This is a genomic window from Methanosarcina spelaei (assembly GCF_002287235.1).
Taxonomy (GTDB): Archaea; Halobacteriota; Methanosarcinia; order Methanosarcinales; family Methanosarcinaceae; genus Methanosarcina; species Methanosarcina spelaei.
This window is the reverse complement of sequence record NZ_LMVP01000011.1, coordinates 1-16861: the sequence shown is the minus strand read 5'-3', so window position 1 is coordinate 16861 and position 16861 is coordinate 1. Positions and strand designations below refer to the sequence as shown.

Genomic DNA, 16861 nt, shown 5'->3' with positions numbered 1-16861 from the left:
CAAAATATGATAAGGGAAAATGGAAAAACTATTATATTTTTTATGCGGTTGAAAATCCCTTAAATTTGAAGAGGATACAAAAATTTGAATGTTGAAAAATAGAAGTTTAACTTTGTTATATCTAACTCAGGTCTCTATAATTACTTGAATTCGCTCTCTCTAGCTTAAAGTTAGAAAACCGGCTCTTCAACTTTCTGAACGAAATCGTGACCGAAATCAACACATAGATTGATAGGCTCGATCTTAGCTTTCTGCAAACTCAACAATTCTTCCAGTGAAAAAACTGCGTACTTATTTTTTCTTCTCCTGTATTCTTTCAATTGATCGTAGTCGAAGCAGAGATTATCATAGCTAGTTACATATCTCAACCAATCTACTGGAATTTCTAGATTTGATAAAAGCGGGATAGCAGTTTCGAAATAAAGCCTGCAAGCTTTTTTTCTTGACAATTTACACGAATTGTCTATTTTAAAATTTATTTTTTCATTTTCAAGTGTAAGGATTAATGGGTAGATTTTACAGAATACAGGCTTAAACTCTCGACAGTTACATTCTTTACTTTCTTCACTTAAAAATGGGCACAACTTTCCCAATTTTAATACATGTATTAAAGTTCCGTCGTCCATTTTCAGAACATCAAGGTAGCGAATTTTAAACTCCGAAACATTTATACCCATTTTTTTTGCCATATATTCTTCTTCCCCGGGCAACAAAGTTCCGATTTTATTATGCTCGCATGCTCCCCCACATTCACGGCAGATTTTAAAAGTATTCCTGTTACTTCCACTGAATATCTTGTGTAAGTTTTCGTACTTTTGCATAGATATTTTCTTGTATAACACCTAAAAACCTCTTTGTATTCATTTATACATTTTTATTTTATTTTCCTGAATTCGACCTAAAAACCCACTCCTACGGCATTTCCATTGCATATATTTTTAATAAGTAATATTTACATGTATGCCTGATTGTGCTAACATTTCTGAGATTCAAAAAAATAAAAATAGGTTGAACTTTAAGTAAACGATTCAAAAGTGTTAATCTTACGAAAAAAATAAATACTATAAAAATTTTATAAGACAATATTACTTTTGAGGCATCAAGGTTTAATAAAGTACAATGAGTTAAATCCTGAAATTGAAATTTTTTATAATGAAAAACTTTGAGAAGTGTCATTTTTAAGAAATTTTACCTGGTGCATTTTTCATGTAAAGCACATTACTGTCCGTAAAAATTGTTGTAAAAGTAGTTTTTCTGCATATGCAAGTAGCGAGATTCAGGACACACATTAATCAGTTTAAAATAAACAATTAAATATGTAAATAAAAAAGTAAATAAATAAAAAAGTAAATAAATAAAAAAGTAAATAAATAAATAAATAAATAAATAAAAAAGTAAATAAATAAATATTCCAGACACCTGAAAAATGCTAGCAAGAAAGTTATTGATAGGTTGAGACGCATTCAGTTCATAATGTCAACCTGTCAAACCAAGATATATTGAATATAGAAGAAACTACATTCAATAAAGCACATAGAAAAGCGAATCCGATAAAAGAAACTTTTTGACCCAAGAGAGCAACTATGGCTCAAAGAGAGGTAGGAAAATGAAATACCTCTCGATTTTCAATTCCCTTAAACATGAATGAAAGTTTCGGAGGTACTTTTCCTCTCTCCAGGCACCGTTTTCAAGGTTAAAAAATCTGAGAGGTTTACTGGGATTGGAAATATCTTACCCCACGGGTATTCAGTCCGGATAACTTTCCAGCTGCTTGTTTCGGAACGCTTGAGCATCTCCATTCTGTTTTTCTGGATAACTTTCTGGTTGCTCGTTCCAGAACACCGGAACATTTTCATTCTGCTTTCCTACTTCCATAAAATACTTGTTATTGTAATAATACCAGACTTTAGCAGCCGGATATGTACTTTCCAGGTACTCGTCATAATTGATTTCCGATACGTCCTCAGATACTATAGAGCAGTTTTCATCGTCATAGTATGGTCCTTCAGTCGGATCAAGTGGGAACCATTCCCCATTTTCATAAACTTCTACCCAGGCATGCCCGCCACTAACATTTCCGAAATCTACTTTTCCTATAGCTACACGTACAGTACTTTCATTATATTCTCCTGAGGTGATCAGCAGGGATGCAAGAGTATTTGCCTGCTCCTCACAGTCACTGGCAGGCTCTCCGTAATCCGGATTGCTGGAATAAGTAGGAGTTTTTTCAAGGAACTCTGTTGGAGTAAGCCACTTTTCATCTACGCCGTTCAGGGTCTCATCTGAGACCCAGGTCCACGATAAAGCGGCTTCATAGATCTCGTATTTATCGTCAAGACTGTTTTCTTTAAGGTAAGAGGTCATAGCGTCTGCATATGGGGTAACACAGGATTGATAGTAGGAAGTATTTTGCTGCGTTATGTATTGTTCATCCAGAAAACTCCTTGATCTCATGTCAGGAGGTACATCTTCCGAAGGTTCTTCTCTGGTGACAGCCGGAGATGACTGTTGGTACCTTCTTTCATTATTCGTGGGTTGGAAATTTTGTGGCATATTTCTATTTCTTTCCCCAGGAGACAAAGGAAATTTCGAATTCAAATTTTGAAAATCATTGACTCTACTTTCAATGGTACTTACGAAACTGCAGTACTGAACCTCAAGACTCGGGGGTTCAATAAATAACCAATCTGTAGTATTCTTATGTTCTGGGCTGCTTCTAATATTTCCATCTTTAGCGCTTGCGCCAGTACAGGGAAAGATAGCCAGTATAAGGACAGCTATCAAAATCATATTAATTCTTTTCATTTAATCATCTACCTTTGTTTTTTATAATTTTTTTATTTTCTCAAACTGATTTTTCCTATCGAAAACTCAATAAGTCCAAAAACTCCAGTTTTGAAGCTATAGGTTTTGAAACTTTTTCATAATATACGTAAAGTTCTTTTCCCCAATGCAAAGCCTCTTTTTCTGAACACATTATTAGCTAGTGCTTCGATTCCAAAATAAATTCCTTAATTCCTGGAAAAATCCGTGATTCTCGGCTCTATTCAAAAGTCAAATTTTATGAACTACTTGGGAATCACAGTACTAGTTGCTTAGTCGTTTATCAATTTGGAAAAGTTCCATTTCATAAATCGGTCTGTTACTATCAAAAAAGGTAAATTCACGTTCTGCAGTGAACAAACAATTTTGAACTTTCGGCTTCTATCAATCTGTTTGTCTCACCGTAATTACTGTTAAGTAATCCTTGAACTGCTTGCTCTATTCTTCTTGGCTCCTTTTCTATAAGTAAGAGCAAATTCCTTCTTTTTTCAGAAAAAACTGCTAAGTCAATCATATTCATTTTTGGCCTACCTCTATTTTTTCCAAAGAAGCAAAAAATTAAGAAAGAGTTTACTACCTTTCTTCTTTCTTTTCCGTTAGCTGTGAATCATTCGTATCTTAGTGCGTCTACTGGTTTTAACTTTGAAGCTCTGTACGCAGGGACTACTCCTGAGATCACTCCTATTAAAACTGCCAGGATGAGCCCAAAAGCCATCAGGTCAGGAGCAAGATATATGTCTGAAGAGCCTCCTCCTCTCATCATTTGCAGACCCAGCATAGGGAAAAGAGTTGAAACACAAGCTCCCAGAATATCTCCAAGGATACCACCAACAAGACCAACCATTGCGGAATTAAAGAGAAAAATCATAAGGATATCTCGATTTTTCGCTCCAATGGCTTTCATAGTTCCTATCTCCTTTGTCTTTTCAAGGACCGAGGTAAACATGGTGTTTGCAATTCCGACAGCTCCCACAAGCAAAGACACTGCTGCAATAGCACCAAGAAATAGAGTCATTGAACTCGTCATCTCAGTGACGGACTCTGCCATCGATTTGGAAGCTGTCACGGAAAAGTCCCTATCATCTTCCTGAATTATATGTCTTGAAACCATGAGCTTATTCACTATATCTTCCATCAATCCATCAACCAGATCTTCACTCTTGGCTTTCACAGTAATTGAATCATAAACACCTTCTTCTGCGTCATCAAGCAGATTTACTGCCCCATCGATCGGCATGTAAATACTTCGGTCCCCACGTTCACCTTCTTCTTCCAGGATTCCAATAACACGCACGGCTTTGCCGTTTATATTTATTACCTGGTTGACCCCTATTTCCTGGTCATAAACTCCACTTGCAATCCCACTTCCTATGACTGCAACATACTTATCAGCAGGTTCGAGTAATCTTCCGGATTGTGTTTTCAGAGTAGTCATGTATTTCCAGACCTGAGGGTCCACACCTGTAATCGAGATAGTGGCATTTTGCGCTGCATAAATCACTGATTCACTGCCTGAGATCTGGCCAGCTATGTACTGTATTCCATCCAGACCCTGAAGAGCTTCAATGTCGTCATCTGTCAATTCAGCGTCTGTTGATGAACCCCTCATCCCAGGAAAGCCAGGCATGTTAGATGATGCTTTGGTATATCCTGGACTGATGGTTATTTTTGTCAGGTCCATTTCGGCGAGCCTGCTCTGCACCTGCTCCTGCATAGCATCTCCAAGGGAGAGAATGCCGACAACAGACCCAATTCCTATAACTATCCCAATAATGGTCAGCCAACTTCTGAGCTTGCTGTGCACAAGCATGTTCAAACCCATCTTCAAATAGGTCGATTGTCTCATCTTGCATCCTTCCATTCTTTTTCGGTCAAGCCCTTTTTGAAAAAGGTTGCGTAAACCATTTAACCGTTTTATCACGCCGACCACGCCGTTTTTTATGGAGACCTCCCTTTTCAATCTCGAATTGTCCCTTAACCTGTTCCTGAGCCATGCTTCTGGTCTTCAGGTTTTTTATTTCCGGATTGTTTCTCATCTTCTGTCTGCCTTTTTTTGCGGTATATGATTAAACCTGCTCCTGCAACAGCTATTAAAATAATATAAACTAAGTATGAACTGAAGCTACTGCTGTTACCTGCTGCTCCTGATCTCCCTCGTCCCTGTGCAGTCATACTTCCGGCAGTCGTTTCGAGTTTTACTTCCTTATCAACTGTCACTCTTTCTCCTCTTGCATCCGTATATTCAATCTGGACTTTTAGAGGATTGGAACCCTTGGAAGTTACATTTTCATCTTTCTCTCTTGCTCTTGCAGCCTCCCCTGATGTTCCTGCACTATTTTCAGCTCCTCCAATGCCCTGTGTGCTTGCAACATTGAAAGATGCAATTGTATAGTCTCCTTTCTCAAGGTTTCCAACAATTGTTGAAGAGCTTCCTGAGACCCTGTACCCATTTTGATCAGGGACCGAGACTTTCACGGAATATGCCATGTTGTTACCAACGTTTGCAACTGAAAGGGAAATTTCTCCCTGATCACTTTCCGAAAAGGAAACATCAAAATCGGTTTCTCCACCAACGAAAAGCCCTGCTGTGGTCGCAATGTTTTTTTCATTGGAATTGTAGTCTTCAAAGCTAAGGTTTACATTCAGAGTGTAGAGTCCAGGATCTGCGTTTACATCTGCCATTACCGAGTAAAATACGGTTACGGAGTCACCTGCAGCCAGATATTTGATGTATTTTGTGTTATCCGAATACACCGGCAGAATTACCCCTTTTGGGTCTTTCCAGGAAATTACCATGTTTTTCAGAGGTGAGTTTCCGGTATTTGTTATTATAAATTCCAGAGGTTCTTCCTTTGCCAGGTCAATACTTGCCTTGTTTATGGTAACAATCTGCGCGTACTCTTTACCCCTTACCTCGAGCTGGATGGTTTTTGTAATGGTAATCACGTTTGACGAGGAACCGCTTTCTTTAGCAGTGGTAGTAATATCTATATCGTATGTGCCTTCTGAAGCGTTGGCATCTGTCATAAGCTTGAATTTAAGGACTGCTGCATCGTCATCATCCTGCCGTGCATTCAGGTAGGAAACTTTTTTTGTCAGGTCTTCTCCGGAAATCTTACTGAAAGGATATTTCGGGTTCACTGTGACAACAATGTCTTTCAGGTCAGCATTTCCTACATTTTGCATGCTGACAGTGAGCTCAACAGGTTCTCCAGGACGGGCAGCGTCAGGGTTCTGCTTGGCCAGGTCTACTTCCAAAAATGCAGATTGTATATTACCATTAGAGGCAAGTGCTGTTCCAGCTCCAAGGCATATGAACACTGAATACAACAGTAGTATTTTTAGTAAAGAGAACTTTTTCATTTTGACTCCTCAACTCCTGTTTACTTCATTTTTCATACCTCGTTATTTTTTATAATTAGTTTTTCATACCGGTTCTTTTTCAGATTGGTTCTTTTTCCATACCTCATTACTTTTCCTTGCATGTCTCGATTTTTTCAATCTCACCGTCTCTTATGTACACGATTCTTGTTGCATATTTTATAAGTTCAAGGTCATGGGTAACAATAATAATAGTTTTACCTTCACTTTTCTGCAATCCATCAAGAAATTCCAGAATGTAATCTCCAGTCTTGGTATCAAGGTTTCCTGTAGGCTCATCTGCAAGGATTATAGGCGGGTTTACAGCCAGAGAACGGGCTATTGCAACTCTCTGCTTCTGCCCGCCTGAAAGCTGGGAGGGAAGGTTCTTTTTCTTATCTGAGAGTCCGACAATTTCAAGCAGATATGAGGCTTTTTGTCGGGCAATTTGTCGATTTTCTTCCTGAAATTCCATGGGTAAAAGCACGTTTTCTTCAGTGTTCAGAGTTGGAAGAAGGTTAAAGCTCTGGAATATGAAACCAATCATCTGTCCTCGGACAACGGCGAGTTCTGATTCATTCAATTCTGAGATGTCTTTCGAATTCAGGCAAACCGTGCCTTTTGATGGTATATCAAGGCAGCCCAGCAAATTCATAAGCGTGCTTTTTCCACTTCCGCTGGGTCCGAGAATTATCAGAAATTCCCCTTCATAAATCTCAAGATTTATTCCCTTAAGGGCTGCAAACTCAATTTCCCCCATCTGATAAATTTTCCAGACATTAGTCAGTTTGATAAGTGGAACTTCCCCATTCCTGAAGATATCTTCTGAACCCAGATTTTTAGCAAAATTACGAGCTGGATCGCCATACGGGCTGTTTTTCGTGATCACCCCTGGATTATTTATTTCGGAATCATTGTCCGGTTCGCCGTAGAAATCTGCTGCTTTCTCAAGCGACTTTAAAACGTATGAGGCATTTAATTTCTTTTTAAATGTCTCTATAATCTTGATAAGTGTCATACATACCCTCTAAACTATATCCATGCTTCAGCGTTATCGGACTAATTTCGATTTTGTCCGTATTCTACCTGAAACATCTAATCTAAAGGCACATATTCATATTTATCATACTGTTATTTAGTTTTACTGCTATTTTATTGTCCTTCTAGAATTACAGGACTAGTAACATAATAGCAGTCTACGTTTTTGAGGCACCTACAAAATGTGAAGTGCCTCACATTTGGAGTAGGGGTTGATAGCCGCTCCGTGTTTTGAGGCACTGTAAAATGTACAGTGCCTCATTTTCTGGAGTGCAGGTTTGACTGCTTCCTTCTATCACTTTTCAAATGGGAGAACTTTTGTGCTGATTTGAGAGTTCCTAAGAGTGGCGAGGTATCCTATCTCTATCAGTTTATTTCCCATTGAATTCTCTAAGGTTAAGGCATCTGCATCTGACAGATGCCTTACTTTTCAGTTTCTAGGAGAAGGCAGTCATCTCCTTCATTGGAGTTTAATAATAAAAGCATACTTAGCAAAAACAGGAGATATACAGAACTAACTTATCAATGAAGCTTTTTTACAGGTTTTTTGTTAAGTTTAATCTTTAATCAGATATTAAATAAAAAATTAAATCTCAATAAAGTATTATCTGCTAGGGAATTTTCTCAAAAGAGCCTTCAAACCTTCCATTAAATCCATTTCCACCGACAAAACTAAAGTTTAGATTATTTTTTCAGTGATTTGATCCGATCTCAGGAATTTCACCTGACACTGAGAGGAAAGAACTCTTCAGGACTTCTAAAACTTTCTAAACCCTTAACAGGGCCAGCAGGACATGCTTGAAAGCTGGAATAGCTAAACAGAACATCTAAAATTGGAACAGTTCATCAGGATTTATTTGCAAAAGTTTAATATATGAAGACATAACGTAGGGAATCCTGCATTCAGGAAAGAGAATATTCATAAGTGCTTAACAGGAATAAACATGATTTTGCCATAATTCCTGAAGTACTTCAGCTACTGGACAGTTTTCTTACCTTCCCTTGCATGTCTAGCTCTTATTACACATACAATTAACAAACATAGGTTAAAGGTCTCTAAATTAAAAATACTCCATAATTAAGCTTTATTTGAAAATAAATGTTTTATTTAATTTTTAAATTAAAAGTAAGTCCTTTTTTACCTTCATTTTTTGCAAGTATCTTTATTTCTTTTTCTGCCAATTTGGGAGAGTACAGTATTCGCCGGAAATCAGCAAAACTGCTGTAGTAGACGATTCATGTAGCAAGATCATCAATGAAAATTAATCAAATGAACTGAAATTAAGAATCTCACAAAATTGTAGCTATAAACGTCAAAATGGAGGGAGGAAATGAAAAAAATAAAGCTCAACTATCTATTAGACTTGGCATTTTTTGTTCAATTTGTTTTAGTCGGTTATTCAGGTCTTATAATGTATTTTAATCGCCATGCAGCAGGTCCGATCTTAAGATTAATCCATGATAAAGTTGGGGTTTTGATGCTTCTTTTCTTTGTCGTTCATGTTGCACTGCACTGGAGATGGATATTACTTCGCACAAAGAACCTTTTCAGAAAAGAAGGGCAAATGAAAGAGACAAAAAAAATAAAGCTCAACTATTTTGTGGACTTGGCATTTTTCATTCAATTTGCTTTAGTTAGTTATTCAGGTCTTATAATGCTTTTCAACCACCATGCAGCAGGCCCCATCTTGAGGCTTATTCATGATAAAATCGGAATCCTTATGCTGTTTTTCTTTGTTGTTCACATTGCACTCCATTGGAGATGGATGATATTCACCACAAGGAGCTTATTCAGTAGACAAAGAGAAATGAAAGAGGGCGAAGTTATCGAAGCAAACTATATGCCTGTAGACTGAGGTAAGCAAAATCTAAGGACAAGAAAGTTGTTTAGGGTAGAAAAATAGATTAAGGAAAATAATAAATTACTGAAAAAATTGCCAGACAGTTAGCTGGTTGATGCTTATGTTGGTATTTGTTCAGCAGCTTTCAAATATCTGGTTAGCAGCTTGAGTATTTTATTGTCTATTATTCAAAATTTACACTCTGGAGTCTAAAATCCGTTCCCTGTGTATTATCATTTCTCTATGACCTTCATATATGGATTAATAGCTATACGATTCTCAGGATATGCGATTTTGCTCCTCTTGCAGATAAAGGATTCCTCAAGGTCGGCTCCCATTTGCTGTGCCAAACTCGAAGGAATACCCATTATCATCAATTCTGGAGGCAGCCAGGGGTTTCCTGTAGGATCAACAGGCCCGATATAAGCCGAGTCTTTCGGTGCATTTTCTGCCATGCCTGCCGGGAAAGCGATCATCGTAGCGCAAATGGGTCCTCCGGGTATCACGGTTTTGAAAAAGGGCTCAGAGCTATTGAACTGCGCCAGTCCGCAGAGGTTCCTGATCTGCTCGCTGCCTGCAAAGACAATAAAAGACCTGACAATTTCAGGTGCCGGGTTGTTAGTACACGGAGCAATGACTGTGTATTTTCCATGTGGAAGGATTTTTCCTGCTCTCTTTCTCTGCTCATCGAATAGCTCAGGAGTTGCTTTTAAATGTTCGGCAGCACCTCCATGGAAATCAGGTATGCCCACAGTTACGAAGTACTTAAGCTTCGGGTGCGGTTCCGCTAACCCCATCCAGGTCATCCCATCAGCACAACACTGTTCATGGCCCGCTTCAACATAAACTGAAGGCGTCTCTTCAAAGAGAGCTGATGCATAAATCGCCTTTGCTACACAGCGGTCTACAGTGTATGATGGAACTGCGTCTTCAGGGATTTCATTCGTACCGTAAACACATAGAGGACGCAGTTTTAATCTGCCAGCTTCAGTAAGCTCATTCCCCAATTCCTTAACACTTAATAGATTTGTTGATGTTATACAATCACCCTCAAAGAAGGTTATTTTTGGATCCAGCCTTTTTCCATCCAGTAATCGCAGTTATGCGTCCAGTGGTCTTTATTGGCAAGGAGGACATACTTAAACCGCTCTCTCCAGGTTTTCTGTGCAGCTTCCTGTTCAGGGTATTGCCTTTTTTCGTTTATCGCTTTAACAAGGTCTTTTCCCATTTCACGAGATTTTTCAATAGCTGTTTCCAATGCTGAAGGGCCCTGCGACATTGCACAGCCAACTCCTCCTATGGTATTGCCCCCGCAGGTTTTCATGTAGTTGTTCATAATATTAAGTACAAAATCGACTTCACCACTACCTGCTGTAGTTAATGAAAAACCGTATTTCTCTTCAAAGAGCTGTTCATGAACCATAAGTGGACTTCTATCGAACAGTGTCTTGAGTTGTGCTGTAACATTTGTTATGTAGTTAGGGCTACTCAAGATTATACCATCCGCAGTTAGTATCTTGCTCATTACTAAATTGAAGTCATCTTTTATTGTGCATTCGCCTTTCTCATGACAAGAATCACATGCAATACAATATTTGATCTTCAACTTTGCAATGTCAATAGCTTCAACTTCGGCTTCTGCCTCTGCAGCTCCTTGGAGGGCTGCATCCATTAGTTTTAGAGTGTTACTCTTTTTACCTCGTGGACTTGACAGTACACCAACTACTTTCATAGTTTCCCTCTTTATATGTCTACAAAACATAAAAACAATTAATGAAAGTTCATGTTCTTACTTATGCGAAAAAGAATAAAATGCAAAAATAAGAATATGTAAAAATCGTCTTCAATGATAATATTTTTTCCTACTGAATATTTTATAAGTCTATTCTGAAACTCAAAATTTGATTTTTGAATTTGGTATTCGGAACAGTCAGTTGAATACCTAATCACTAAAGTGATACTGAAAACTCATAATGAAGAAGCAAATAGGTTTTGGGATAGGCTCCATATTTATCCCAGTCCTTTTAATCAGCCCTGTTTCATCTGTTGATACTGACAAATGGACTTAGTTTTTCATCAGGAAATCATTCCGCATCAATCCTTTTTTACTACAGGAGACTACGCAATTGCACTGGCAGAACGAGAGAAGAATGACATAAGTGTAGCGATCCCAAAACTCAAAACTACTTCTCTGAATCCCGGATTCCATATAATCAATTTATTTCTTGATCACGAAAATAGTTTTGAGATTTTACTAATTTGAAGGTAAAATTGGTTTTAGGATCAACTCTTTTTCATATTGTTGAAGATCAGGAATTTCCATAACTTTTCCATATTACAAAGCCCGATGCTATTATATTTATTTCCGATAAATAATATAACTGGGTTTTTATGGCAACCGTTAATTTTAAGAAAATGATGATTGCAACCGACGGCTCAGATTGCTCCAGGCTAGCTGCCGAAAAAGGAATAGAACTTGCTCGATTGAGTGGAGGGACGGTTTATGCAGTCTGTGTGGTGTCAACTACTTCCTTGTCTATGTATATGGATTATCTTTCTTCTACGGGTATGAATCCTTATTGGGAGTTAATATATGAGGGATTGAAAAAACAGGCTCAACAGGCTGTGGATTATGTAAAAGGTTTAGGAGAGAAAAAAGGAATCGATGTGGAGTCCATCGTGCTTGAAGGAGATCCTGCAGATGAACTTATCCGTTACGCCGAGGAAAACGGAATGGATCTCATTGTTATGGGTACTCTTGGCAGAACAGGAATTGAACGGCTGCTTTTAGGCAGCGTTGCTGGAAATGTTGTCCGGCACTCAAAGGTTCCTGTTATGGTTGTAAGGGAAAAACATAAAGCATGAGGCTGAACTCAAGTAAACTATAATTTTTAACCTTTAAATTTTGCTTTTTTCAGGCTTCTTTCTTATTATTCATCCTCTCCGTCTCAATTCAAATATTTTCTTTCCAAATTCATACCCTACATTATATCTGAATTTAGTATAAAATCTTCCAATTTTAAGTATGTAAATGCCGATAAGACTAAACAATATCTATTGGAAATATCTATCGAAAGTTTGTAATATGTGTACAACACATTTACTAAACATGGAAATTGGGGATGATGACCATGGGAAAATCAAAAAAGATTATAAAATATTTAATTTTAGGAACTTTCGTTGGAATTTTGTTGATTTATCTTAAGTTTAAGAGAGTAAACATTAATGAGTAAGCCTCAGGAAACTTCACCTATACTTTTAACACTAAACAAACTTTACTCTCTTGAAGAGTTTTTAACTCAAGTATCTCAGATTATCTTTTAAAATTCCTTATCTAATTTAATATATTTAAAGAAATATATCTATTTAATATATTTCTTTAAAATTATCTTTTAATATATTTCTTTAAAATTATCTTTTGATACATTTATTTAAAAGCACATTCCAGATAAACTCATATCTCCAACTTTATTTTGAATTTCTGTTAAAACCAGCAGTTGATATGCTATGAAACTCAATAATGAAAAAAGGACAAGTTCCAACCATTGCGATATGTACCTCATCTATTTGCATTCAGAAGGGTAGGATAAGGCTATAGAACTCAAGCATTGCCCCGTTTTCATGTTTTCATCAACTTTTCTTAAAAATTTTCAATCAAAACGATTTAAAAGGCTAGCTTTTCTGGTTGCCTGGTTTCAGGCCTGTTTAAGAAGCACTTTCATATCCTCTTCGACGGTTGTATAGGTATGAGATTGAAGTTTTCAACCAGCACTTTAACAACATAAGGGGAGAGGAAAGCTGGAAGCCGTCGAGCCGGGTGTGATATTCTTTATGCTGAGATTCAGGAGGGAAAGCACAGCCTGCAGTCAGGATCACTATATCTTTAGGGAGGGCCTTTTCAAAATCGGTATAGTAAGTTCTTTTTTTGCCTGCCGACACATCCTGCCATAACCATAAACCTGCTGATCTCTCCGGTTTTTGTGGCGTCTATAATCTTATTCGCAATCGAGGGAGCTGCCTCGTACGCAAAGCCTGCGGTTATATTTCCGCTTTCAATGTCAACCTATTGTCAACGAAAATCTTTATTGCTAAGTAAACGTTCTTCTTCGCTACCATTTTGAGTTTATTTTATGGTTAACAATAAAGTTGATAAGCCAGTTGAGCTGGCGGCAGACAGGAATAAAAACAAAAATAGAAAAACCTGAAAATTTGCCCTATTGAGCAGTGAGGGTTTAGTTTCATGAGCAATAAAGTAACATATCCAAAAGTAATGTGTACCCAGCATCCGGACTCGGCATCAAGATATATATCTACGCAGGAAGAGCCGGAAGAAGCTATAGAGGCTGCACAGGTATTCGGCTGTGATGAGTATATGCCGGATTATGAAGGGAAGGCAACTCCCTACCATCAGAATGTCCAGATTGTATCGAAATTCATAGAAGAAACGGACCTGATCCCAGGAAAAGACATTTTTATAACTCCTCGGGCTCCGAGTGCGGTTCAGGAAAACCGGTTCAGGCAGCTTATGGTTATGATGTCAATTGCTGAGGCTAATTACAATGCCCTTGAATACTCGGATATTCAGGCAATCAACGAATTCGTGCATCCCATGACAGACAGCGTCAAGGAAATCATTGAAGCTCAGCAGCATATGGTAGACGTAAGTGAACTTGCAAAAAAAGAATTCGGTTTCTCAATGGAGGTCCCGCGCATAATTCCTCTTATAGAGGATGCTCCTGCGTTGCTGCATGCGAGAGAACTTGCAGAAAATACGCTTCTTGCCTGGAATGGACATTTCGGGACAGATCCTGAGAAATTCAGGGTATTTCTAGGTAAGTCCGACTCTGCCCTTTCCTTCGGGCATGTTGCGAGCACACTTTCATGCAAATACGCAATAAACGGAATCTGCGAACTAAATTCCGAACTCGACACCCAAACTGGTATCATATTCGGAGCAGGAACACTGCCTTTCAGAGGACATCTGGACCTGAAGAATGCAGAAAATTTTTTCAGGGAATACCGTGGGGTCGGAACTATTACTCTCCAATCCGCGCTCAGGTACAGTCATATAAAAGGGGATGCCGAATCCCTGGTAAAACTTGCAAAAGCCAGGCTACCTGAAACGCCTGAGTTTTTTTCCGTCGAAGAAAAAGAAGAAATAATAAATCTCATTGGGATATTTGGAACAAGTTACAGCCGGATTCTCAGGCAACTGGCTCCCGTAATAAACCGGATAGCTGACCTTCTCCCACAGCAACGGGATCGTCTTATGCACAAAGGTACAGGTGGCTATTCAAGAAGCGCTCCTGACATCTCAGGTCTGGTTAAGTTCTGCCGTACCGATATCGCAAAAGAGCTTGAAGCCAGTATGCCTGCTGAAAACCTTCATCTTCCAAGGGCAATTAAATTTACAGGCGCTCTTTATTCCATAGGCCTGCCTCCGGAATTCATAGGGACAGGCCGTGCTCTTGAAGAAGCCCGGGAGAAACTCGGAGAAGCTGCCTGTGAAAACTTGCTTACAAAGTACTTCCCTTCCCTTGCAGGTGACCTGAATTTTGCGTCAGGATATCTGGATCTCAATGTAGCTTCCCGCTTCCTATCCAGGGAGTGTCTGAAGGAAGTCCGCAAAGATTTGGATATCCTGCATGAGGTCTTTGATCTTGAAACAAGTCCCGAACCTTCGTACCGCATCCTGGTAGAAATGATGCAGCCTGACCTCTTGCAAGCAGGAAGCAGGGGAAATTGCATGGATGAAGAAGTTTCCCAGCTTGTATGCTCGACACTAACCAAAATGGGAAAAATAAGAAAGGCCCTCGGTTAAGTTATTCAGTCTCCGATCGATTGACTTTTTCTTTTTTCTTTTTTTTTTCTTTCTTTTTGTCTTCCTTCAGTGTTGCTGGCTGTAGACCTCACTTTTAATCAAATTTATCACTGATTATTAACTTTTTCCGTGGCATTGCTCTCTTTTGAGCCGTTTTGCGCAACAGGAGTATTTGCCATTTTTGAAGCAGTGACGTCAGTAAGATCAGTACTTAAACTTGTGCTATCAGCACTTAAACTTGTAAGTTCAGTACTGGAATTCGCAATAGAGAGTGCCTTTTGCTGTGGATTGGATACGGGCACAAGCGGCAGATTATCCGTAAAGTTGGTTTCGTTATACTTTATATCTGCAATGCCGTTTTCATCCCTATCCTGTGCGGTTTGAGAGAAACCTGTCCCTGCCGGGCTTGCCCAGAAGTTGCCTCCAAGGTATGGCCCTCCTACAATGTTTACGCCTGCTTTCATTTCTGTGTTCCAGGTATTTCTCCTGTTTCCGACTTCTACATTAAAGACGTTATTGAGATAGTTGTCGAACATAGTGTTGTTATCACAGGCTGGACACATAGAAAGACCTGAGATATAATTGAAAGCAAGAATATTTCCAGAAAGCGTGCTATTGTCCGAGGAGTTCAGACGAATGCCCGAGTTACTTTTGTTAATCGTGTTCCCGGAAATTATGCTGTAGTTTGAGTGTGAGATCCACATTCCGTACCGTATGTTCTCCAAAATATTATTCCCTGAAATTGTGTTCAGATTTGAATTTGTCAGGTAAATTCCCATATCGTTTTTGTTTATCGTATTGTTATTGAGATTGTTACTGCTTGAATTTATAAAGTAAAAACCGTAACCTGCATTCAAACTTGCCGTATTCCCTGTCAGGTTATTGTCGCTGCAATTATTTTCCAGGACAATTCCATGATGGTTTGAACTGGCACTGTTATTTGAGAGTATATTTCCTTCCGAGTGCATGAGCTGGATTCCGTATTTCTCGTTCAGGCTCATTTTATTGTCCGTAATCATGTTATTTTTTGAGTTACTCAGATACAGCCCGAGGTAATTTTCCGAAAGGTCATTGTTACTTATAGTACATTGACTGCATCCGGCTAAATAAATTCCTGTTACTTCAGCATATTGGGCTGATCGGACTTTAAACCCGTTAATCGTTACATTATTTGCTCGTATGTGAAATACGTTTATGTTCGGGTTGTTTGCACTAACTATTGTATCCTCAGGATTCCCGGATTCGGATCTTACTGTCAGATTCTGGGTACCGATTATAATGTTTTCGGAATAGTTTCCGGGCTTTACGATTATCAAATCACCTGAACTTGTATTGTTTACTGCGGCCTGTATTGATTCTCCAGGCTGGACGAGAATCTCAATTGCAGTCCCGTTACTCGAACTTAACGTGAAAATAAGAAAGGCTACAGCTAAGTTGACAAATCTGTTTATTTTAATCCCCCACATTCAATATAAAATATTATTTAGTTTTCTATTAATAAACTAAAATTTAAACACCAATGAATATCAATATATCTGTCTTTCCGCAGATCTTCACTCAAATGTAGTATTTTTCACAATTTATCCCCATCAACCTTATTATTTTGTCCTTAACTTCATCCATATTGGCAATTTGAGTTACCACTTTTGATTCCACTTCTATTTTTACTTCTGTAATTCCTCTCATCAGCGTGAAGACCCATTTCAGTGTTGGTTTTTGAGTTTGTTTCTTAATTTGATTACGTATTGTTTCCCCTGTTTCTTTTAGCCTCTCTCTCAGCTTCCATTCCGCTACCGAGTAAACCATCAGAGTTAAGACCATTACCATTGATAAAGCTTCAATTCTTTGAGGTTTTTTCAAATAAACTTCTGAAACCCTAAAGCTCTTATCTTTTATGAACCTGAACCCTTTTTCCACTTTACTCTGGTTTTTGTAGTGATCCAGCATCTTTTCAGCATCAAGATTAGTGTCGTTACTG

The 16861-nt window shown here is 38.4% G+C and carries 14 protein-coding genes; 3 read left to right on the top strand and 11 right to left on the bottom strand.

What is annotated here, in order from left to right; genetic code table 11:
- Positions 1 to 170: 170 nt before the first annotated feature.
- The 6 genes from ASJ81_RS01180 to ASJ81_RS01155 form a co-directional block, all read right to left on the bottom strand.
- Entirely contained in the window at positions 171 to 842 is a 672-nt protein-coding gene (locus ASJ81_RS01180; RefSeq protein WP_095642869.1) for a YkgJ family cysteine cluster protein, read from the bottom strand.
- 904 nt (positions 843 to 1746) lie between these two features.
- Entirely contained in the window at positions 1747 to 2805 is a 1059-nt protein-coding gene (locus ASJ81_RS01175; RefSeq protein WP_095642868.1) for a transglutaminase domain-containing protein, read from the bottom strand.
- Between the two features lie 358 nt (positions 2806 to 3163).
- Complete coding sequence (locus ASJ81_RS01170; protein ID WP_095642867.1) at positions 3164 to 3343, bottom strand: hypothetical protein; 180 nt, start codon at positions 3341 to 3343, stop codon at positions 3164 to 3166.
- Between the two features lie 87 nt (positions 3344 to 3430).
- Positions 3431 to 4669: an ABC transporter permease gene (locus tag ASJ81_RS01165; protein WP_095642871.1), complete on the bottom strand. Its 1239-nt coding sequence runs from the start codon at positions 4667 to 4669 to the stop codon at positions 3431 to 3433.
- Between the two features lie 128 nt (positions 4670 to 4797).
- Positions 4798 to 6186 (bottom strand): COG1361 S-layer family protein, encoded by a 1389-nt coding sequence (locus ASJ81_RS01160; protein WP_095642866.1) that lies wholly within the window; start codon positions 6184 to 6186, stop codon positions 4798 to 4800.
- A gap of 106 nt (positions 6187 to 6292) precedes the next feature.
- The gene (locus ASJ81_RS01155) at positions 6293 to 7201 is read right to left on the bottom strand and encodes an ABC transporter ATP-binding protein (RefSeq protein ID WP_245859679.1); all 909 of its coding nucleotides are present in this window, start codon (positions 7199 to 7201) and stop codon (positions 6293 to 6295) included.
- 1351 nt (positions 7202 to 8552) lie between these two features.
- Between ASJ81_RS01155 and ASJ81_RS01150 the strand changes: the two genes are divergently transcribed.
- On the top strand, positions 8553 to 9077 hold the full coding sequence (locus ASJ81_RS01150) for a DUF4405 domain-containing protein (protein WP_095642865.1): 525 nt from the start codon (positions 8553 to 8555) through the stop codon (positions 9075 to 9077).
- A 218-nt stretch (positions 9078 to 9295) separates the two neighbouring features.
- Here the strand turns inward: ASJ81_RS01150 and ASJ81_RS01145 are convergent, their stop codons facing one another.
- Positions 9296 to 10069, bottom strand: a complete 774-nt coding sequence (locus ASJ81_RS01145) for a DUF169 domain-containing protein (RefSeq protein ID WP_245859676.1) — start codon at positions 10067 to 10069, stop codon at positions 9296 to 9298.
- A 53-nt stretch (positions 10070 to 10122) separates the two neighbouring features.
- Positions 10123 to 10794, bottom strand: a complete 672-nt coding sequence (locus ASJ81_RS01140) for a flavodoxin family protein (protein WP_095642863.1) — start codon at positions 10792 to 10794, stop codon at positions 10123 to 10125.
- A 659-nt stretch (positions 10795 to 11453) separates the two neighbouring features.
- Between ASJ81_RS01140 and ASJ81_RS01130 the strand changes: the two genes are divergently transcribed.
- Positions 11454 to 11927 carry a universal stress protein gene (locus tag ASJ81_RS01130; RefSeq protein WP_095642861.1) on the top strand — a complete coding sequence of 158 codons (474 nt, stop codon included), beginning with the start codon at positions 11454 to 11456 and terminating at the stop codon, positions 11925 to 11927.
- A gap of 840 nt (positions 11928 to 12767) precedes the next feature.
- Here the strand turns inward: ASJ81_RS01130 and ASJ81_RS24740 are convergent.
- Positions 12768 to 13001, bottom strand: coding sequence for a hypothetical protein (locus ASJ81_RS24740; protein WP_394339128.1), 234 nt, complete (start codon positions 12999 to 13001; stop codon positions 12768 to 12770).
- 301 nt (positions 13002 to 13302) lie between these two features.
- Here ASJ81_RS24740 and ppcA point away from each other — a divergent pair, with 301 nt between their 5' ends.
- Positions 13303 to 14883: a phosphoenolpyruvate carboxylase gene (ppcA, locus tag ASJ81_RS01120; protein ID WP_095642860.1), complete on the top strand. Its 1581-nt coding sequence runs from the start codon at positions 13303 to 13305 to the stop codon at positions 14881 to 14883.
- Between the two features lie 107 nt (positions 14884 to 14990).
- Here the strand turns inward: ppcA and ASJ81_RS01115 are convergent, their stop codons facing one another.
- Complete coding sequence (locus ASJ81_RS01115; protein WP_095642859.1) at positions 14991 to 16349, bottom strand: right-handed parallel beta-helix repeat-containing protein; 1359 nt, start codon at positions 16347 to 16349, stop codon at positions 14991 to 14993.
- Between the two features lie 91 nt (positions 16350 to 16440).
- Positions 16441 to 16861 (bottom strand): IS1634 family transposase (locus ASJ81_RS01110; protein WP_141241552.1); only part of this gene is annotated, 421 nt, incomplete at its 5' end.